Origin of the sequence: Pseudomonas putida S13.1.2, assembly GCF_000498395.2 — a bacterium.
Lineage (GTDB): Bacteria > Pseudomonadota > Gammaproteobacteria > Pseudomonadales > Pseudomonadaceae > Aquipseudomonas > Aquipseudomonas putida_Q.
The window spans coordinates 6192891-6212275 of the sequence record NZ_CP010979.1 but is presented as its reverse complement, the minus strand read 5'-3'; the positions used below and the strand labels follow the sequence as shown (position 1 = coordinate 6212275).

Here is a 19385-nt window from a genome sequence, read left to right as displayed (position 1 = left end):
CTATCGCCACAATGCAAAAAAACACATACTAGCCATGTCCTGCAATCATGGCTCAGCGCAATGAAACGCCTCCCGCCCCTGCCCGCCCTGCATACCTTTCTGGTCACCGCCCAGCACTGCAATTTCACCCGTGCCGGGCAACAGCTGCACATCACCCAAGGCGCCGTCAGCCGCCAGATCGCCGCCCTCGAAGAGCACCTGGGTTATGCGCTTTTCCAGCGCCAGGCCCGCGGGCTTAGCCTGACCCGTGAAGGCCAGGACTGGCTGCCTCGGGTACAGCAGGTGTTCGCGCTGATTGAGCAAGGCGTGCGTGAAGTGGGTGGGCGCAACACCACCTTGCAGCTCAAGGCCCCCACCTGCGTAATGCGCTGGCTATTGCCGCGCCTGATGGAATGGCAGGCCTTGCGCCCGGACGTACCGGTGGAGCTGACCACCACGGTGCAACATGGGGTGGATTTTCGTCGCGAGGGCTTCGATGCGGCGGTGGTCTATGGCGATGCGCCAAATCACGGGCTGCATGTGCGCAAGCTGTTCGATGAACAACTTACGCCAGTGTGCGCCCCCTCGCTGCGTGAGGGGCCGATACCGTTGCAGCAGGTGGAAGACCTGGCGCGACACATGCTGCTGCACCCCTCGCGGGATGAACATGACTGGCAGTTGTGGCTACAGGCCGCTGGGGTGACGTTGGCCACTCATGGGCCGAAGCAGCATTTCGAGACACTGGACATGGCGATGGCCATGGCCTCGCAGGGGACGGGTGTGGCCATCGGCGACTGGTCGCTGATTGGCGATGACTTGCGCGGGGGGCGGCTGTGCATGCCGTTTGCGCTGAAGGTGGTGACCGGTAAAGGGTATTACCTGGTGAGCCAGGCCAGAAGCTTGCCGCCAGGGTTGATGGAGTTACTGGACTGGCTGGAGAGCCAGGCTAGCCAATAAGGGCCTCTTCGCGGGCGCGCCCGCTCCCACAGGTACAGTGTGGGCCTCGGAGTCTGTGCTGTACCTGTGGGAGCGGGCATGCCCGCGAAGCAGGCGACTCAATACCCGACGGTAAACCGCTGCCGCGAATGCGCCGGCCTTTCCAGCTCGTCGAGCATGGCAATCGCATAGTCGGCAAAGGTGATCCAGCTCTTGCCATCCGCACCGATCAGCAAATGATCCTTGCCCACTTTGTAGCGCCCGCTGCGCTCACCTTCAACAAACTCCGCCGACGGTGAGAGGAAGGTCCAGTCCAGGTTCGGGTCGCGCTGCAACGCTTCCAGAAAACGCACACCGGCCGTGGCCTCGGCCTTGTAGGCCTCCGGGAAGTCCGGGCTGTCGATCACCCGATGCCCCGACGGCAGCAACAAGCTGCCGGCACCACCCACCACCAGCAGGCGCTTTACCCCGGCCCGCTTGACCGGCTCGATGATGGCATGCGGCTCGATGGTCGAGAAATGCGCCGCGCTCAACACCGCGTCCACCCCCGTTACCGCCGCTTGCAGGGCCGCACTGTCCCTGGCATCCAGCGCCTTGACGGTCACCCCTTCACGCCCCTGCAGTGGCGAAGGGTCGCGGGCGATGGCCAGCACACTGTGGCCACGGCGCAGGGCTTCTTCCAGCAACTGGCTACCAGCGCGGCCAGTGGCGCCGATGATTGCGATCTTGCTCATGGGAACACTCTCCATCAATTGAACGGAATTACCACTTCATCTCGCCCTTGGCGACCTTGGCCCCGAGCTCCAGCGAGCTTTCATCGGCCAGGCCCGGGTAACGCTGCTTCATGGCCTCGATCAGCGCGTTGGCGTCTTTCGCCTTGGCGGTTTCGGCATCGAAACCACGAATGTAGTCTGCGGTGAAACGCACAGCCTGCAGTGAACGGCTGCTGTCTCCCAGGAAGTGCCCCGGGATGACCGTGCGTGGCCCCAGCGCTTCGATGTGCGCCAAGGTGCCAAGCCAGTCGGCGTGGGACTTGGCCGATTGAGTATCGGCCATCCACACATGAATGTTCTCGGACACCACCACGCCACCCACCACCGCCTTGATTGACGGGATCCACACGAAGCTGCGGTCTGGCTGCGGGCCGTCCAGGCCAACCACGTCCAGGGCCTGCCCTTCCAGTGTCAGGCGCTGGCCTTCGAGCACCTGCGGCAACACCAGTCGCGCCGGTTTGTCTGCCCCCATCTGCGGCCCCCAGTACGCCAGCTTGGCGTCCATGGTCTGGCGGATATGTGCAACCGTGGCGGCAGAGGCCAGCACCTTGGCGTCGGGGAAGGCCTGGGTCAGGGTGTCCAGGCCAAAGTAATAGTCAGGGTCACCGTGGCTGATGTAGATGGTAGTCAAGCGTTTACCGCCAGCCTGCAGGCGCTGCACCAGTTGCCGGGCCTGGGCCTTGCCGAACTGGGCATCGACCAGCACGGCATCGTGCTCGCCACTGACAATCACCGAACTGACCGGAAAAATGGCCGCGTGCCCGGGGTTGTAGACCTCCAGTTGCAATGGTTCGGCGGCCAGCACCGGGCCGGCCAGGGTCACGCAGGCCAGCAGCAGGCCTCGAAGGGGGGTGAACAGGGACATGGGCAAGGCCTTCAGTTGAACGATGCCCAACAGCTTAGTTGCCCGATCCGTGACAAAAAATGCCATGCTTGAACATAGTTTGTTTCTAAAACCGGGCAAATCATGGACCGTCTCAACGCCATGCGCGTTTTCGTTACCGTCGTCGACCTGGGCAGCCAGTCGGCAGCGGCAGACCACCTGCAGCTTTCTCGCCCCGTGGTGTCGCGTTACCTGGCAGAGCTGGAGGACTGGGTTGGCGCGAGGCTAATGCAGCGCACCACTCGCAAGCTCAGCCTCACCGCGGCCGGCCAGGAAACCCTGCCCCGCTGCCGGCAACTGCTGGAACTGGCCGGCGACCTGCAGGCCGCAGTGCAGCAGCCTGATGACGCGCCAAAAGGCGCGCTGCGCATCAGCGTCAGCACCTCTTTCGGCCAGGCGCAGCTGGTGGACGCGGTAACTGCCTATGTGCGGCGCTATCCTGGGGTGAAGGTGGAACTGCAAATGCTCGATCGCACCGTCAACCTGGTGGATGAGCGCATCGACCTGGCCATCCGCACCAGCAACGAGCTGGACCCCAACCTGATCGCCCGGCGCCTGAGCGTGTGCCGCTCGGTGGTGTGCGCGGCCCCGGCCTACCTGAGCGAGCACGGCGTACCGCAACGGGTCGAGGACCTGAGCCGGCACAACTGCCTGACCCATGCCTATTTCGGCCACAGCCTGTGGCATTTCGAGGTAGCCGGCCAGCAGGTCGCCGTACCGGTGGCGGGAAACATCAGCGCCAACGAAGCCATGACATTGCAAAAGGCAGCCCTGGCCAGCGCAGGAATCGCCATGCTGCCAACCTACCAGGCCGCCGACGCCCTGCGCAGGGGCGAACTGGTACGCCTGCTGCCCGAAGCGCAGCCACGTGAACTGAACCTGAATGCGGTGTACACGTCACGCAAGCACATGCCGGCGACCTTGCGCAGCATGTTGGATTTCCTGGTGCAGCGGTTCAAGGACGAGCCGGAGTGGGATCGGGATCTGTAACGCTGAAATTGGCCTACGCTGGAAGGTATCACCTATTGCTGTAACAGGAGGTGAGCACCATGGGCATCAAATCCAGAAGAGTCGCCCTTGTCATGGCCCTGACTGCGGTCGCAGGGCTGTATGGTTCAGCGTGCTGGCGCGCCGAGCTGCTACGCAGTCAGCCCAGCGCCGCAGCCAGCTGCGAGCAGGCACATTGCGTGCCTCACACTGCAACCTTGAGCGCCGTCCGTTGAGTTGACGGCGCCCTGCCGGTCACTCTTCGACGCTCATGTATTCCTTGGCCCAGCGGATGTAATCCTCGGGCTGGGTGTAGGTGTGCGAGAGTTCGGTGGCGCTCAGGTTCTGCGACTTGTTCTGCTGGCCACGCTGCAAGCGCAAGCAATCGTAAGTGGCCTTGATCGCAGCAAAGTAGGCGCCATGGCCATCGACTGCGATACGCACGCCCAGGCTCGCCAGGCGTTCATCGTCATGCAGGTTGGGGTTGCCATAGGTGACCAGCATCAGTGGCACCGTCAGGTGCTCGGCAATCTGCTCGAGCTGCTCGAAGTCCTTCACGCCCACCATGCAGATGCCATCGGCACCGGCCTTCTGGTAGCTCTGGGTGCGCACGATGATTTCTTCGGTGGTGAGCACGCCAGCGTTGGTGCGGGCGATGATCGACAACGACGAATCGACCCGTGCCTCCAGCGCCGCACGAATCTTGCCAACGCCTTCCTCGACCGGGATCAGGTCGGTGGACTTGCGCCCGAATTGGGCGGGCAGCAGGGTGTCCTCGATGGTCAGCCCGGCCACACCGGCGCGCTCCAGTTCGATCACCGTGCGCATCACGTTCAGCGCGTTGCCGTAGCCGTGGTCGGCATCAGCCAGCACGGGCAATTGCGCTACCCGGCCAATACGGGTGGCCTGCTCGACGAACTCGCTGAGGGTAATCAGGGCGAAGTCCGGCGCGGCCAGTACCTGCAACGAAGCGACAGAACCACCCAGGATGCCGACCTCGAAGCCCAGGTCTGCGGCAATGCGTGCCGACATCGGGTCGAACACCGATGCCGTGTGGTAACAGGAACCTGAAGCGAGCAGTTCGCGGAAGGCAAAACGCAGATCTTGATGGGAAGCCTTGGGCATGATCACTCCGCAAATAAGTTGAAATTTGAACGGTAACTACCGACCCCTGTAATCGGGTCTACCTGACCTGTTCCAACCGTCGCCATCTGGGCGGTCATGCTCGACATGCAGGCAGAGGAATAAAAGGTGTGGGAGACAGTGGGCTGAAAAACCTGCGGCATATTGTTGCACCAAGCTGGTGCAAGCCCCGGATTTCAGCCCCTGTGGCATACCAACGATATCACGCAGCCATGCTGCACTGGATGAATGCGCCAATGCCGATTCGGCATAGGGGATGCAGATAGTACATAGGAAGCTACCTAACTCAGGTTACAATTCGGAGGCCTCTTCGCGGGCAGGCCCGCTCCCACAGGTACAACACATGGCCCGAAGTTGTGCTGCACCTGTGGGAGCGGGCTTGCCCGCGAAGAGGCCGCCACAGACAAACAAGGTATTCCCGTGACCGCCGCCCTGCCCCCCACCACACTGCGCAACGTGCTGACCGCCCTGATGCTGGCGATCTTCCTCGGCGCACTGGACCAGACCATCGTCGCCGTCTCGCTGCCCGCGATCTCGGCTCAGTTCAACGATGTCGGCCTGCTGGCGTGGGTCATCTCCGGCTACATGGTGGCCATGACGGTGGCCGTGCCGATCTACGGCAAGCTGGGTGACCTGTACGGGCGGCGGCGGATGATCCTGACCGGCATCAGCCTGTTCACCCTGGCCTCGATCGCCTGTGCCATGGCCCAGGACATGCAGCAACTGGTGCTGGCCCGGGTACTGCAGGGCATTGGCGCGGGTGGCATGGTGTCGGTCAGCCAGGCAATCATCGGCGACTTCGTACCCCCCGCGAACGCGGCCGCTATCAGGGCTATTTCAGCAGCATGTATGCAGTGGCGAGTGTCGCCGGGCCAGTGCTGGGTGGATGGTTGACCGAGTACCTGTCCTGGCGCTGGGTATTCTGGATCAACCTGCCGCTTGGGCTGGTTGCCTTGTGGGCGATCCACCGGGCCTTGGCCGGCATGCCGGCGCAGCGCCGCGAGGCACAGGTGGACTACCTCGGCGCCGTGCTGCTGATCCTCGGCCTGGGCAGCCTGTTACTGGGCATCACTCTGGTCGGCCAGGGCCACGCCTGGGTCGACACGGCCGTACTGGCCCTGTTCGCCTGCGCCGTGCTGGGCCTGGCGCTGTTCATCGTTCATGAGCGCAGCTGCCCCGAGCCGCTGCTGCCCCTGGGCCTGTTCGGCAACCGGGTAGCGGTGTTGTGCTGGGGCGTGATCTTTTTCGCCAGTTTCCAGTCGATTTCCCTGACCATGCTCATGCCGTTGCGCTACCAGGGCATCACGGGCGCCGGTGCCGACAGCGCCGCCCTGCACCTGCTGCCACTGGCGATGGGGCTGCCCCTGGGTGCCTTTACCGGCGGGCGCATGACCAGCCGCACCGGGCGCTACAAGCCGCAGATTCTGGCCGGTGCAGTGCTGATGCCAGTGGCCATTTTTGCCATGGCGCTGACCCCGCCGCAGTCGGGGTGGCTCAGTGCATTGTTCATGCTGCTGACCGGCATTGCCTGCGGGTTGCAGTTCCCGACATCGCTGGTGGGCACGCAAAGCGCGGTGGACAGCAAGGATATCGGTGTGGCCACCAGCACCACCAACCTGTTCCGTTCGCTGGGCGGGGCCATGGGCGTGGCCTGCATGTCCAGCCTGTTACTGGGGCTTTTGCACCAGGGCGGTTTCGAAATGCTGGGGAATCCATTGCTGGGGAGCCTGAAGGCAGGCGAGGTGGACCTGGTCACGCAGGGGCGGTTGACGGAGACGTTCCGGCAGCTGTTGATGGGAAGCGGGCTGGTTGCACTGCTCGGGCTGGTTGCCGCAGTGGCATTGCCGGATCGGCAACTACGCGGACGCTAGCGGCTCAAGCGCTCCCATACAAAGCGCTTAATACTCTGTTAATACACAAGGGAAACACTCCCTCACAATCCTTAACAAAGTGTCATTTGCGAAGGGCCGGGCTCAAGCGCAGCATATCCAGCCCGGTGTCGACCCATTTTTCGACATCACCCAACAGATCGACACTGTCCGGCAGCAACAACCAGCGCCCGATCAGGCCATCGACATAGGCAAACATGGCCACCGCCGCGCGCTCCACATCCAGCTCGCCAGGCAACTGGCCCCGGCGCACGGCATTGGCCAACGCCAGGGCAATGCCCTTGTGGCAATCCAGCACTGCGCCCTGGCGCTGCTGGCGAATTTCACACATGTCATCGGTGAACTCGCACTTGTGATGCAGGATTTCATTGATACGCCGGGTTCGGGCATCGAGCACGAGCTCGTTGAACACTTGCAACAGCAGCTTGCGCATGCAGCCAAGCGGGTCGACTTCGTCCTCGCTTTCACTCGCCCGCGCCAAGTGGTCATGGGTTTCGTGCAGGCTGTCGAGCAACGCCTGCACCAGCTCTGCCTTGTTGTTGAAGTGCCAGTAGATCGCCCCCCGCGTCACACCCGCCAGTTCGGCGATGTCGGCCAGGGTGGTTCGCGCAACCCCGCGCTTGTAGAAGGCCTTTTCCGCGGCCTCGATGATCTGTGCGCGGGTTTCCTGGGCTTCTTCTTTGGTTCGACGGACCATGGCAGTACAACCTCATCTGGCCCGAACGCGCGGCGCGTGCGGGGGACGCTCCGGGGGCACCTCTGGAGGGAGCCTCGCGGATGAGCTAATCAAGAGCTGTGGCAGTACCTGAGTACAACCCAGCGGTATTTACAAACAACCATGAATGTAAGTATATTCCTTAGCAAGCTATTTATCCACCGGATAGCAATTTTTCCAGATCAAGATCTCTTCCATTACTCTTGAGCGTCTCCCTGCTCCAGCGACCCGAGGATCCTCATGCAACTCAAGCCAGCCGTTACCGCTCTGGTTTCCGCCGTCGCCCTGGCAACCCTGCTCAGTGGCTGTAAGAAAGAAGAAGCAGCGCCAGCGGCGCAGGCTCCTCAGGTCGGCGTCGTGACCATCCAGCCGCAAGCCTTCACCCTGACCTCGGAATTGCCGGGGCGTACCAGTGCCTACCGCGTCGCCGAAGTGCGCCCGCAGGTCAACGGCATCATCCTCAAGCGCCTGTTCAAGGAAGGCAGTGAGGTGAAGGAAGGCCAGCAGCTGTACCAGATCGACCCTGCCGTGTACGAAGCCAACCTGGCCAACGCCCAGGCCAACTTGCAAGCTACTCGCTCCCTGGCCGAGCGCTACAAGCAGCTGATCGACGAACAGGCGGTGTCCAAGCAGGAATACGACGACGCCAATGCCAAACGATTGCAGGCCGATGCTTCGCTGAAAAGCGCCCAGATCGACCTGCGCTACACCAAGGTGCTGGCGCCCATCAGTGGTCGCATCGGCCGCTCGTCGTTTACCGAAGGCGCGCTGGTGAGCAATGGCCAGACCAACGCCATGGCCACCATCCAGCAGCTCGACCCGATCTACGTCGACGTCACCCAGTCCACCGCCGAGCTGCTGAAGCTGCGCCGTGAACTGGAAAGCGGCCAACTGCAGAAGTCTGGCGCCAACACCGCATCGGTTCAGCTGGTGCTGGAAGACGGCAGCCTGTTCAAGCAGGAAGGTCGCCTTGAGTTTTCCGAAGTCGCGGTCGACGAGACCACCGGCTCGGTGACCCTGCGCGCCATCTTCCCCAACCCGGACCACACCCTGCTGCCAGGCATGTTCGTGCATGCGCGGCTCAAGGCCGGGGTCAACAGCCAAGCCATCCTGGCACCGCAGCAAGGCGTCACCCGTGACCTCAAGGGTGCACCGACCGCGCTGGTGGTCAACCAGGAGAACAAGGTCGAACTGCGCCAGCTCAAGGCCAGCCGTACCCTGGGCAGCGACTGGCTGATCGAGGAAGGCCTCAACCCAGGCGACCGCCTGATCACCGAAGGGCTGCAGTACGTGCGCCCGGGCGTCGAAGTCAAGGTCAGCGATGCCACCAACGTGAAGAAGCCAGGCGGCCCTGATCAGGCCAACGCGGCCAAAGCAGACGCCAAAGCGGAGTAAACCATGTCGAAGTTCTTTATCGATCGCCCGATCTTCGCCTGGGTGATCGCCTTGGTGATCATGCTGGTCGGCGCCTTGTCGATCCTGAAGCTGCCGATCAACCAGTACCCAAGCATCGCGCCGCCGGCCATCGCCATCGCCGTGACCTACCCGGGTGCTTCGGCGCAGACCGTGCAGGACACCGTGGTACAGGTGATCGAGCAGCAGCTCAACGGTATCGACAACCTGCGTTATGTGTCGTCGGAAAGCAACTCCGACGGCAGCATGACCATTACTGCCACCTTCGAACAGGGCACCAACCCCGACACCGCCCAGGTCCAGGTTCAGAACAAGCTGAACCTGGCCACCCCATTGCTGCCGCAGGAAGTGCAGCAGCAAGGTATCCGCGTTACCAAGGCAGTGAAGAACTTCCTGCTGGTGATCGGCCTGGTGTCCGAAGACGGCAGCATGACCAAGGACGACTTGGCCAACTACATCGTCTCCAACATGCAGGACCCGATCTCGCGTACTGCGGGTGTGGGTGACTTCCAGGTGTTCGGTGCGCAGTACGCCATGCGTATCTGGCTCGATCCGGCCAAGCTGAACAAGTTCCAGCTGACCCCGGTCGACGTCAAGACCGCCGTGGCCGCGCAGAACGTGCAGGTGTCGTCCGGCCAGCTCGGCGGCCTGCCAGCGCTGCCTGGCACCCAGCTGAACGCCACCATCATCGGCAAGACCCGCCTGCAAACCGCCGAGCAGTTCGAGAAGATCCTGCTCAAGGTCAACAAGGATGGCTCCCAGGTGCGTCTGGGTGACGTCGCCCAGGTGGGCCTGGGCGGTGAAAACTACGCCGTCAGCGCCCAGTTCAACGGCAAGCCGGCTTCCGGCCTGGCCGTAAAACTGGCTACCGGCGCCAACGCCCTGGACACCGCCAAGGCACTGCGCGAGACCATCAAAAGCCTGGAACCGTTCTTCCCGCCTGGCGTGAAAGCGGTATTCCCGTATGACACCACCCCGGTGGTCACCGAATCGATCAGCGGTGTGATCCACACCCTGATCGAGGCCGTGGTCCTGGTGTTCCTGGTGATGTACCTGTTCCTGCAGAACTTCCGCGCCACCATCATCACCACCATGACCGTACCGGTGGTGTTGCTGGGTACATTCGGCATCCTTGCGGCCGCAGGCTTCAGTATCAACACCCTGACCATGTTCGCCATGGTCCTGGCCATCGGATTGCTGGTGGACGACGCCATCGTCGTGGTGGAGAACGTCGAACGGGTCATGTCCGAAGAAGGGTTACCGCCCAAGGAGGCGACCAAACGTTCGATGGAACAGATCCAGGGCGCCCTGGTGGGTATTGCCCTGGTACTGTCGGCGGTACTGCTGCCCATGGCGTTCTTCGGTGGTTCCACAGGTGTGATCTACCGGCAGTTCTCCATCACCATCGTGTCGGCCATGGGCCTCTCGGTGCTGGTAGCGCTTATCTTCACCCCGGCACTGTGCGCCACCATGCTCAAGCCGCTGAAGAAAGGTGAGCACCACACCGCCAAAGGCGGGTTCTTTGGCTGGTTCAACCGCAACTTCGACCGCAGCGTAAACGGCTACGAGCGCAGCGTGGGCACTATCCTGCGCAACAAGGTACCGTTCCTGCTCGGCTACGCGTTGATCGTGGTCGGCATGATCTGGCTGTTCGCCCGCATCCCTACTGCCTTCCTCCCGGAAGAAGACCAGGGCGTACTGTTTGCCCAGGTACAGACCCCGGCCGGCTCCAGTGCCGAACGTACGCAGGTTGTGGTTGACCAGATGCGTGAGTACCTGTTGAAGGAAGAGGCCGACACCGTGGCATCGGTGTTCACCGTCAACGGCTTCAACTTCGCCGGCCGCGGCCAGAGCTCGGGTATGGCGTTCATCATGCTCAAGCCGTGGGGCGAGCGCTCCAAGGAAAACAGTGTGTTCGCCCTGGCCGAGCGCGCCCAGCAGCACTTCTTCACCTTCCGCGACGCGATGGTGTTCGCCTTCGCGCCGCCTGCGGTACTCGAACTGGGTAACGCTACCGGCTTCGACGTGTTCCTGCAGGACCGCGGCGGTGTCGGCCATGCCAAACTCATGGAAGCGCGCAACCAGTTCCTGGCAAAGGCCGCACAAAGCAAGGTACTCAGCGCCGTGCGCCCGAACGGCCTGAACGATGAGCCGCAGTACCAGCTGACTATCGATGACGAACGTGCAAGCGCCCTGGGCGTGACCATTGCCGACATCAACAACACCCTGTCGATTGCACTGGGTGCCAGCTATGTCAACGACTTCATCGACCGTGGCCGAGTCAAGAAGGTGTACATCCAGGGCGAACCAAACGCGCGGATGAGCCCGGAAGACCTGCAGAAGTGGTACGTGCGCAACGGTGCAGGCGAAATGGTCCCGTTCTCGTCGTTCGCCAAAGGCGAGTGGACCTACGGTTCGCCCAAGCTGTCCCGTTACAACGGCGTCGAGGCGATGGAAATCCTGGGTGCTCCGGCCCCGGGCTACAGCACCGGTGATGCCATGGCCGAGGTGGAACGCATCGCGGGCGAGTTGCCGGACGGTATCGGCTTCTCCTGGACCGGCATGTCTTACGAGGAAAAACTCTCCGGCTCGCAGATGCCGGCACTGTTCGCCCTCTCTGTGCTGTTCGTGTTCCTGTGCCTGGCTGCACTGTATGAAAGCTGGTCGATCCCGATCGCCGTCGTGCTGGTAGTACCGCTGGGGATTATCGGTGCACTGATCGCCACCAGCCTGCGCGGGCTGTCCAACGACACGTACTTCCTGGTCGGCCTGTTGACCACCATTGGTCTGGCGGCGAAAAACGCCATTCTGATCGTCGAGTTCGCCAAGGAACTGCACGAACAAGGCCGCAGCCTGTACGACGCAGCCATCGAGGCGTGCCGCATGCGTCTGCGCCCGATCATCATGACCTCGCTGGCGTTCATCCTCGGCGTGGTACCGTTGACCATCGCCAGCGGCGCCGGCGCCGGCAGCCAGCACGCCATTGGTACTGGCGTGATCGGCGGCATGATCAGTGCGACCGTGCTGGCTATCTTCTGGGTACCACTGTTCTTCGTCGCAGTGTCGTCGTTGTTCGGCAGCAAAGAGCCGGAAAAAGACGCCACCCCTGAAACTCCACGTTATGAGGCTGGGCAATGACCAAGTCTTTGTTGTCCCTGGCAGTAACCGCTTTCATTCTTGGCGGCTGCTCGCTGATCCCTGACTACCAGACCCCGGAAGCGCCGGTGGCAGCGCAGTGGCCGCAAGGCCCTGCGTACTCGCCGACGCAATCGGCAGACGTTGCTGCCGCCGAACAGGGCTGGCGCCAGTTCTTCCACGACCCGGCGCTGCAACAGCTGATCCAGACTTCGCTGGTCAACAACCGCGACCTGCGCGTCGCGGCGCTGAACCTCGACGCCTACCGCGCGCAGTACCGCATTCAGCGTGCCGACCTGTTCCCGGCAGTTTCGGCCACCGGCAGCGGCAGCCGCCAGCGCGTACCGGCGAACATGTCGCAAACCGGCGAATCTGGCATCACCAGCCAGTACTCGGCCACCTTGGGCGTCAGCGCCTATGAGCTGGACCTGTTCGGCCGTGTGCGCAGCCTGACCGAGCAGGCGCTGGAAACCTACCTGTCCAGCGAGCAGGCGCGTCGCTCCACGCAAATCGCACTGGTCGCCAGCGTGGCCAACGCCTACTACACCTGGCAGGCCGACCAGGCCCTGTTCAAGCTGACCGAAGAAACGCTGAAGACCTACGAGCAAAGCTACAACCTCACCCGTCGCAGCAATGAAGTCGGCGTGGCTTCGGCCCTCGACGTCAGCCAGGCGCGCACCGCCGTGGAAGGCGCCCGGGTCAAGTACTCGCAGTACCAGCGCCTGGTCGCCCAGGACGTCAACAGCCTGACCGTGCTGCTGGGTACCGGCGTTCCTGCCAACCTGGCCAAGCCACTGGAGCTAAACGCCGACCAGCTGGCCGAAGTGCCGGCCGGCCTGCCGTCGGACATCCTCCAGCGTCGCCCGGACATCCAGGAAGCCGAGCACCTGCTCAAGGCCGCCAACGCCAACATTGGCGCGGCCCGCGCAGCGTTCTTCCCGAGCATCAGCCTGACCGCCAACGCTGGCAGCCTGAGCCCCGACATGGGTCACCTGTTCGCCGGTGGCCAGGGCACCTGGCTGTTCCAGCCGCAGATCAACCTGCCGATCTTCAACGCCGGCAGCCTGAAGGCCAGCCTGGACTACTCGAAAATCCAGAAGGACATCAACGTCGCCAAGTACGAAAAAACCATCCAGACCGCCTTCCAGGAAGTCTCCGATGGCCTGGCGGCGCGCAAGACCTTCGAAGAGCAGCTGCAGGCCCAGCGGGACCTGGTGCAGGCGAACCAGGATTACTACCGCCTGGCTGAACGCCGTTACCGCATCGGGATCGACAGCAACCTGACCTTCCTCGATGCCCAGCGCAACCTGTTCAGCGCCCAACAGTCGCTGATTACCGACCGCCTTTCGCAGCTGACCAGCGAGGTCAACCTGTACAAGGCGCTCGGCGGTGGCTGGTATGAGCAGACCGGGCAGGCCAACCAGCAGGCATCGGTGCAAGCACCGAAAGGCTGATTGAGTTTGTAGCAGCCTCGAGCCCACCTTTACGGTGGGCTTTTTGTTTTGCCGAGGGCTGTTGTTGCTTCGGACGCTCGACCTGCGGGAGCAGCCTAGTGCTGCGAAGAGCCTGTCAAAGCAAAATAATTAACCACCTGGAACATTCCGTTCGATTATCGCCCCGTTCCGTTTGCGGCGAATTGCCTCACCCCCGCACTACCCCGCAACATCCGCTTACGCAACGTTGCCCAAGTTCATCAAAAAAAAGACCCGCACCTGCAGGCTCGATCCAGCAGTGCACCGGCTCGCCCCATAAAAACAAGAGATCCACGACAGATGAGCACTTTGCAACCCGCACGCCAGCTGCTGCCCGGCCTGTTGGCCATGTCCTGCGCCCTCCCCGTGTTCGCCGCCAACGAAGGTGGTTTCATGGAGGACGCCAAGGCCACCCTCAACCTGCGCAATTTCTACATCAACCGCAATTTCGTCGACCCGGCCAACGCGCAGGGCAAGGCCGAAGAATGGACCCAAAGCTTCATTCTTGACGCCCGCTCCGGCTTCACCCAAGGCACCGTCGGTTTCGGGGTGGACGTGCTGGGCCTGTACTCGGTCAAGCTCGACGGCGGCAAAGGCACCACCAACACACACCTGCTGCCCGTGCATGACGACGGCCGCCCGGCCGATGATTTTGGCCGCCTGGGTGTGGCGCTGAAAGCCAAGCTGTCGGAAACCGAGCTGAAAGTGGGTGAATGGATGCCGGTACTGCCCATCCTGCGCTCGGACGATGGCCGCTCGCTGCCGCAAACCTTCCGCGGTGGCCAGCTGACCTCCAAAGAAATTGCCGGCCTGACGCTGTACGCCGGCCAGTTCCGCGGTAACAGCCCGCGCAACGACGCCAGCATGGAAGACATGTCGATGAACGGCAAAGGGGCGTTCACCTCCGATCGTTTCAACTTCGGCGGCGGCGAGTACACCTTCAACGACAAGCGCACCATGATCGGCCTGTGGGATGCCCAGCTCAAAGACATCTACCACCAGCAATACCTCAACCTGACGCACAGCCAGCCGCTGGGCGAGTGGACCCTGGGCGCCAACCTGGGCTACTTCATCGGCAAAGAAGACGGCGCAGAGCGCGCCGGCGAGCTGGACAACCGCACCGCCTCGGCCATGCTTTCGGCGCGCTATCAGGGCCACACCTTCTACGTGGGCCTGCAGAAGGTCAGCGGCGACGATGCCTGGATGCGGGTCAACGGTACCAGTGGCGGCACCCTGGCCAACGACAGCTACAACTCCAGCTTCGACAATGCCAAGGAGCGTTCCTGGCAGCTGCGCCATGACTTCAACTTCGCTACCGTTGGCGTGCCAGGGCTGACCCTGATGAACCGCTACATCAAGGGTGAAAACGTCACCGTGGGCAGCGTGGATGATGGCAAGGAATGGGCTCGCGAGACCGAACTGGCCTATGTGGTGCAGTCGGGGAGCTTGAAGGACCTGTCGGTGAAATGGCGCAACTCCACCATGCGCCGGGACTTCAGCACCAACGCCTTTGACGAGAACCGGCTGATCGTGAGTTACCCGCTGAATCTCCTTTGAATGCTTCGCGGGCACGCCCGCTCCCACAGGGATTGCACCAGCCTTGAATTCTGCGCCCTACCTGTGGGAGCGGGCATGCCCGCGAAGAGGCCAGAAGCCCTTGCAAATAACCAAAAGAAATAACCAAATCCATAAACCTTCTTTGACGACATAAGCTGTAACAGCTTGAATAGGGCCCTGATTCCCGCCCCAGAGCCGTGACATGGACCTCCGCCAGCTGCGTTACTTCATCGCCCTCACCGAATACCGCAGTTTCGTCCGTGCCGCCGAGGCCATGGGCATCACCCAACCCGCCTTCAGCCGCGCCATCCAGGGCCTGGAACACACATTCGGCTGCCCGCTGGTAGACCGCGCCAGCAAGGCCCTGCAGCCAACCCCCGAGGGCCTGGTGGTTCTGCAACACGCACGCCGCCTGGTGCAGGGCGCTGCGCAACTGAGCAACGAGGTGCTGCAAATGACCAAGCTCGACGCCGGCGAGCTGCATTTCGGCAGCGGCCCGGCGCTGGCGGTGCGCCTGGTCCCCGACGCCTTGCGCCACTTCATCGAGCACCACCCCGGCATCCGCACCTCGTTGCTGGTGGACAATGCCGAACGCCTCGGCCAGGCCCTGCGCCGTGAACAGATCGAGTTTTTTGTCGACGATATCCGCCCGTTCGAAGCCGACCCCAACTTCCACACCGAGCCTCTGTCGCCACGCCCCGGCCTGTTTTTCTGCCGCCCGGGCCACCCATTGCTGGCCAAGGACAGCCTGTCGACCAACGACCTGTTCAGCTACCCACTGGCCAGCGCCCTGCTCGCCCCCGGCGTGCGCAAGCGCCTGGCCAACCTGAGCGGGCGCAGCGACTTCATCCCGCACCTGCAGACCGAGCACCTGGCCATACTGCGCAGCGTGGTGCGGGCCAGCGACGCCATCGGCACGGCCAGCGAGGAGGCCGTGGCCGAGGACCTGGCCGCGGGCACACTGGTGCGCCTGCACTGGCGCAACCTGCCGCCGGCGCTGGAGGTGTTGAGCGTGCGTTGCGGGGTGGTCAGCCGTAGCGGCTACCGATTGTCGCCGGCGGCGCGGGCGATGATCGAGACGCTGGTGGGGCTGGATACGCCAGTGCGGGCTGCTGCCATTCGCTGAGCTGATGATAGTGGTGGCTGCGGGCTATCCTGAGCTATATGGGTTGCCAGTGCCGGCCCTTTCGCGGGTGAACCCGCTCCCACAGGGTTTCGTGGATCCCTGTGGGAGCGGGTTCACCCGCGAAAGGGCCGGTACAGGCAATACACCTAGATCAGGCACACCAGGGAGGCACAACAATGAAAACCCTCGTCGACCACCTGAGCCAATACGCCAGCTACCACCGCGATCCGCGCAACATCGCCACCCACTTCGTCGGCATCCCCTTGATCGTGCTGGCAGTCACCATCCTGCTGTCACGCCCAGGTTGGGAAATAGCTGGCATGTGGCTGTCCCCTGCCCTGCTGGCAGCGGCGGCCTCGGTGTGGTTCTACCTGCGCCTGGACCTGCGCTTCGGCCTGGTGATGGGGTTGTTGCTGGGCTTGTGCCTGTGGGTCGGCCAAGTGCTGGCCGTACAGACAACAACGCTGTGGCTCAGCACCGGGCTGGGGGCATTCTTGGTGGGCTGGATCATCCAGTTCGTCGGCCATTACTACGAAGGCCGCAAACCTGCATTTGTCGACGATGTCAGCGGCCTGATCATCGGGCCGCTGTTCGTGGTGGCGGAAGCAGCGTTCATGCTGGGCCTGTGCCCGGCCCTGAAACAGGCCGTAGAAAACAACGCAGGCCCGGTAGCCATGCGTCAGAAGAACACGGTCATGTAAACATTCCATGGCCCTATCGCCGGCAAGCCAGCTCCCACAGGGATTGCACTGCCCTCAGGCCTGATGCAATCCCTGTGGGAGCTGGCTTGCCGGCGAGAGGGCCAGTGCAGGCATTACTGCTGTCGAGACTCTACACCCAGTTCATCCCACACCGACTCAGCCAAGTGGAACGTGGCATTGGCCGCCGGGATGCCGCAATAGATCGCGCTCTGCATCAGCACTTCCTTGATCTCTTCACGGGTCACGCCATTGTTGGCTGCGGCGCGCAGGTGCAGTTTCAGTTCCTCGTTGCGGTTCATGCCGATCAGCATGGCGATGGTGATCAGGCTGCGGGTGTGACGCGGCAGGCCCGGGCGGGTCCAGATATCACCCCAGGCGTGGCGGGTGATCATCTCCTGGAACTCGCCGTTGAAGTCATTGAGCTTTTCCAGGCTGCGGTCCACGTGGGCATCGCCAAGCACCGCACGGCGCACTTGCATGCCGGCGTCGTAACGTTGTTTCTCATCCATGGCGTTGTCCTCAGTGAGCCAGCAGGAAGTCGAGCACGCGGCGGCTGAACGCCTCACCGATTTCGACGTTGGACAGGTGCGCTGCCGGGAAGTCGACGTACTCGGCACCTTTGATACCGGCCTGCATGAAGCGGCCATGTTCAGGGGTGGTGACCACGTCTTCGGTGCCAGCAACGATCAGCGCGGGCACCTGGATGCGGCCCAGTTGCTCACGGTAATCGGCATCACGCACCGCTGCGCAGTTGGCGGCATAACCTTGCGGGCTGGTTTGCGCCAGCATCTGGCAAATGCGCTGGGCTTGCTCAGGCTGGGCCTGGACAAAGCCTGGGGTGAACCAGCGGGCGATGGAGCCATCGCGCAGGTCGACCATGGCCTGCTGGCCACCCTTGAGCACGGTGTCGATACGGGGGTTCCACACCTCGTCACTGGCGATCTTGGCGGCGGTGTTGCACAGGGTCAGGCTGTGCAGGCGCTGGCCGGCGTTGATACCCAGCCACTGGCCGATCAGGCCACCCATCGACAGGCCGACGAAATGCGCTTTCTGGATGTCCAGGCCATCGAGCAGGGCCAGCACGTCACCGCCCAGCTGTTCGATGGTGTATGGGCCTTCGGTGACCAACGATGCGCCATGGCCACGGGTGTCGTAGCGCAGCACGCGAAAGTGCTGGCTCCACAGCGGAATCTGGGTGTCCCACATGCCCAGGTCGGTACCCAGCGAGTTGGACAGGACCAGCACCGGGGCGTTTTCCGGGCCATCGATCTGGTAGTTCAAAACGCCATCGGCCAGTTGCAAATGCGCCACAGCAGTCTCCTTCAGGCAGTGAAATGTTGATGTTCGGATACAGCGCGCGCCACCCAGACGCGGGCTTGGCCCAGGTAATGGGCAGGGTCGAGCAGGCGATCGAGTTCTTCGGCAGACAGCTCGGCACTGACCTGCGGTTCATCACCCAGTACTGCACGCAGGTGGCGCTGCTCGGCGACGGCGCGCTGGCAGCATTGTTCCAGCAAGTGGTGAGCACGGTCGCGGCCCAGGCGCTGGGCGAGGACGATACTCACCGCTTCTGCCAGCACCAGCCCCTGGGTCAGGTCGAGGTTACGGCGCATGCGCGCTGCCTCCACTTCCATGCCCTCGGCAATCACCTGGGCCTGGCGCAGCGCGCCGGAGACCAGGCAGCAGATGTCCGGGAGGGTTTCCCATTCGGCATGCCACAGGCCCAGACTGCGCTCATGCTCCTGGGGCATGGCGGCAAACAGCGTCGATACCAGCCCCGGCACGCGGGTCGCGGCACCGATCAGCACCGCAGCGCCCACCGGGTTGCGCTTGTGGGGCATGGTCGAAGAGCCGCCCTTGCCCGGTGCGGAAGGCTCAAACACCTCCCCCGCCTCGGTTTGCATCAGCAGGCTGACATCGCGGCCGAACTTGCCCAGGCTGCCGGCCACCAGGCCCAGCACCGAGGCAAACTCCACCAGGCGATCACGCTGGGTGTGCCAGGGTTGCTCGGGCAGGGTCAGCTTCAGTTGCTCGGCCAGGGCCTCGGCCACCGGCATCGCCTTGCTGCCCAGAGCGGCCAGGCTGCCCGAGGCGCCGCCGAACTGCAGCACCAACAGGCGCGGGCGCAGCTCTTGCAGGCGCTGACGATGGCGGGTCAATGCCCCCAGCACGCCAGCCAGTTTCATGCCCAGGGTCACCGGGGTAGCGTGTTGCAGCCAGGTGCGGCCCACCATTGGCGTATCGGCGTGCTTCAAGGCCTGCTGGGCCAGGGTATCGGCCAGTTTGCCCAAGTCTGCTTCGATCAGGTGGAGGGCATCGCGCAACTGCAACACCAGACCGGTGTCCATCGCGTCCTGGCTGGTGGCGCCCAGGTGCACATAGCGCTCGGCCTCGGGCACGCCACTGGCAATCACCTTGCCCAACGCCTTCACCAGCGGGATTGCCGAGTTGCCAGCGGTGGCGATGGCATTGGCCAGCGCCCCCACGTCATAGCGCTCGGCCTGGCATGCCGCCTCGATGGCGGCCACGGCGCTGTGCGGGACCAGCCCGGCAGCGGCTTCGGCACGGGCCAGCGCGGCTTCGAAATCGAGCATGCCCTGCAAGCGGCCACGGTCGGAGAAAATCTCGCGCATGGCCGGCGCGGTGAAGTAGGCGTCGAACAATTGGTTGGTCATG

15 protein-coding genes and 1 pseudogene are annotated in these 19385 nt (G+C 63.1%); 9 read left to right on the top strand and 7 right to left on the bottom strand.

All coding sequences use genetic code 11. From position 1 onward, the window contains the following. Positions 1–60: 60 nt before the first annotated feature. On the top strand, positions 61–936 hold the full coding sequence (locus N805_RS27465; protein ID WP_019472701.1) for a LysR substrate-binding domain-containing protein: 876 nt from the start codon (positions 61–63) through the stop codon (positions 934–936). A 98-nt stretch (positions 937–1034) separates the two neighbouring features. Here the strand turns inward: N805_RS27465 and N805_RS27460 are convergent, their stop codons facing one another. Next, entirely contained in the window at positions 1035–1649 is a 615-nt protein-coding gene (locus N805_RS27460; RefSeq protein ID WP_019472700.1) for an NAD(P)-dependent oxidoreductase, read from the bottom strand. Between the two features lie 28 nt (positions 1650–1677). Next, the gene (locus N805_RS27455) at positions 1678–2553 is read right to left on the bottom strand and encodes an MBL fold metallo-hydrolase (protein WP_026034603.1); all 876 of its coding nucleotides are present in this window, start codon (positions 2551–2553) and stop codon (positions 1678–1680) included. Between the two features lie 102 nt (positions 2554–2655). Here N805_RS27455 and N805_RS27450 point away from each other — a divergent pair, with 102 nt between their 5' ends. After that, a complete protein-coding gene (locus tag N805_RS27450; protein WP_019472698.1) occupies positions 2656–3561 on the top strand; it encodes a LysR family transcriptional regulator in 906 nt (301 codons plus the stop codon). Positions 3562–3813: 252 nt separating this feature from the next. On the opposite strand, the gene N805_RS27445 is transcribed toward N805_RS27450, so the two are convergent. Continuing rightward, positions 3814–4683 carry an isocitrate lyase/PEP mutase family protein gene (locus tag N805_RS27445; RefSeq protein WP_019472697.1) on the bottom strand — a complete coding sequence of 290 codons (870 nt, stop codon included), beginning with the start codon at positions 4681–4683 and terminating at the stop codon, positions 3814–3816. Positions 4684–5172: 489 nt separating this feature from the next. Between N805_RS27445 and N805_RS27440 the strand changes: the two are divergent. Next, positions 5173–6308 (top strand): annotated as a pseudogene (locus N805_RS27440) (MDR family MFS transporter); the annotation flags it as partial. Between the two features lie 346 nt (positions 6309–6654). Here the strand turns inward: N805_RS27440 and ttgR are convergent. After that, complete coding sequence (gene ttgR / locus N805_RS27435; RefSeq protein WP_016488872.1) at positions 6655–7287, bottom strand: efflux transport transcriptional regulator TtgR; 633 nt, start codon at positions 7285–7287, stop codon at positions 6655–6657. A 258-nt stretch (positions 7288–7545) separates the two neighbouring features. Here ttgR and ttgA point away from each other — a divergent pair, with 258 nt between their 5' ends. From ttgA to N805_RS27405, 6 genes are all read left to right on the top strand, one after another. Continuing rightward, positions 7546–8700, top strand: a complete 1155-nt coding sequence (gene ttgA / locus N805_RS27430; RefSeq protein WP_019472695.1) for a toluene efflux RND transporter periplasmic adaptor subunit TtgA — start codon at positions 7546–7548, stop codon at positions 8698–8700. Between the two features lie 3 nt (positions 8701–8703). Then, positions 8704–11856: a multidrug efflux RND transporter permease subunit TtgB gene (gene ttgB / locus N805_RS27425; protein ID WP_016498129.1), complete on the top strand. Its 3153-nt coding sequence runs from the start codon at positions 8704–8706 to the stop codon at positions 11854–11856. Continuing rightward, on the top strand, positions 11853–13307 hold the full coding sequence (locus N805_RS27420; protein WP_016498128.1) for an AdeC/AdeK/OprM family multidrug efflux complex outer membrane factor: 1455 nt from the start codon (positions 11853–11855) through the stop codon (positions 13305–13307). The genes ttgB and N805_RS27420 overlap by 4 nt, the downstream gene beginning before the upstream one ends. A 318-nt stretch (positions 13308–13625) precedes the next feature. Then, positions 13626–14882: an OprD family porin gene (locus tag N805_RS27415; protein ID WP_019472694.1), complete on the top strand. Its 1257-nt coding sequence runs from the start codon at positions 13626–13628 to the stop codon at positions 14880–14882. A 202-nt stretch (positions 14883–15084) separates the two neighbouring features. Beyond that, a complete protein-coding gene (locus tag N805_RS27410) occupies positions 15085–16008 on the top strand; it encodes a LysR family transcriptional regulator (protein WP_019472693.1) in 924 nt (307 codons plus the stop codon). Between the two features lie 176 nt (positions 16009–16184). Next, positions 16185–16709: a DUF962 domain-containing protein gene (locus N805_RS27405; protein WP_019473387.1), complete on the top strand. Its 525-nt coding sequence runs from the start codon at positions 16185–16187 to the stop codon at positions 16707–16709. A gap of 113 nt (positions 16710–16822) precedes the next feature. Here N805_RS27405 and pcaC read toward each other — a convergent pair whose 3' ends face one another. The 3 genes from pcaC to N805_RS27390 are packed head-to-tail and all read right to left on the bottom strand — an operon-like array spanning position 16823 to position 19384. Beyond that, a complete protein-coding gene (gene pcaC / locus N805_RS27400) occupies positions 16823–17218 on the bottom strand; it encodes a 4-carboxymuconolactone decarboxylase (protein WP_019473386.1) in 396 nt (131 codons plus the stop codon). A gap of 10 nt (positions 17219–17228) precedes the next feature. Continuing rightward, on the bottom strand, positions 17229–18020 hold the full coding sequence (gene pcaD / locus N805_RS27395) for a 3-oxoadipate enol-lactonase (protein ID WP_019473385.1): 792 nt from the start codon (positions 18018–18020) through the stop codon (positions 17229–17231). Between the two features lie 11 nt (positions 18021–18031). After that, positions 18032–19384, bottom strand: coding sequence for a 3-carboxy-cis,cis-muconate cycloisomerase (locus tag N805_RS27390; RefSeq protein WP_019473384.1), 1353 nt, complete (start codon positions 19382–19384; stop codon positions 18032–18034). Between the last annotated feature and the right edge of the window lies 1 nt (position 19385).

Bases quoted from the DNA above. Each gene is read 5' to 3' on its own strand.
- ttgA (WP_019472695.1), top strand. From the start codon at position 7,546: ATGCAACTCAAGCCAGCCGTTACCGCTCTGGTTTCCGCCGTCGCCCTG.
- N805_RS27445 (WP_019472697.1), bottom strand. From the start codon at position 4,683: ATGCCCAAGGCTTCCCATCAAGATCTGCGTTTTGCCTTCCGCGAACTG.
- N805_RS27420 (WP_016498128.1), top strand. From the start codon at position 11,853: ATGACCAAGTCTTTGTTGTCCCTGGCAGTAACCGCTTTCATTCTTGGC.
- ttgR (WP_016488872.1), bottom strand. From the start codon at position 7,287: ATGGTCCGTCGAACCAAAGAAGAAGCCCAGGAAACCCGCGCACAGATC.
- N805_RS27465 (WP_019472701.1), top strand. From the start codon at position 61: ATGAAACGCCTCCCGCCCCTGCCCGCCCTGCATACCTTTCTGGTCACC.
- N805_RS27410 (WP_019472693.1), top strand. From the start codon at position 15,085: ATGGACCTCCGCCAGCTGCGTTACTTCATCGCCCTCACCGAATACCGC.
- N805_RS27405 (WP_019473387.1), top strand. From the start codon at position 16,185: ATGAAAACCCTCGTCGACCACCTGAGCCAATACGCCAGCTACCACCGC.
- N805_RS27455 (WP_026034603.1), bottom strand. From the start codon at position 2,553: ATGTCCCTGTTCACCCCCCTTCGAGGCCTGCTGCTGGCCTGCGTGACC.
- N805_RS27415 (WP_019472694.1), top strand. From the start codon at position 13,626: ATGAGCACTTTGCAACCCGCACGCCAGCTGCTGCCCGGCCTGTTGGCC.
- N805_RS27460 (WP_019472700.1), bottom strand. From the start codon at position 1,649: ATGAGCAAGATCGCAATCATCGGCGCCACTGGCCGCGCTGGTAGCCAG.
- ttgB (WP_016498129.1), top strand. From the start codon at position 8,704: ATGTCGAAGTTCTTTATCGATCGCCCGATCTTCGCCTGGGTGATCGCC.
- pcaC (WP_019473386.1), bottom strand. From the start codon at position 17,218: ATGGATGAGAAACAACGTTACGACGCCGGCATGCAAGTGCGCCGTGCG.
- N805_RS27450 (WP_019472698.1), top strand. From the start codon at position 2,656: ATGGACCGTCTCAACGCCATGCGCGTTTTCGTTACCGTCGTCGACCTG.
- N805_RS27390 (WP_019473384.1), bottom strand. From the start codon at position 19,384: ATGACCAACCAATTGTTCGACGCCTACTTCACCGCGCCGGCCATGCGC.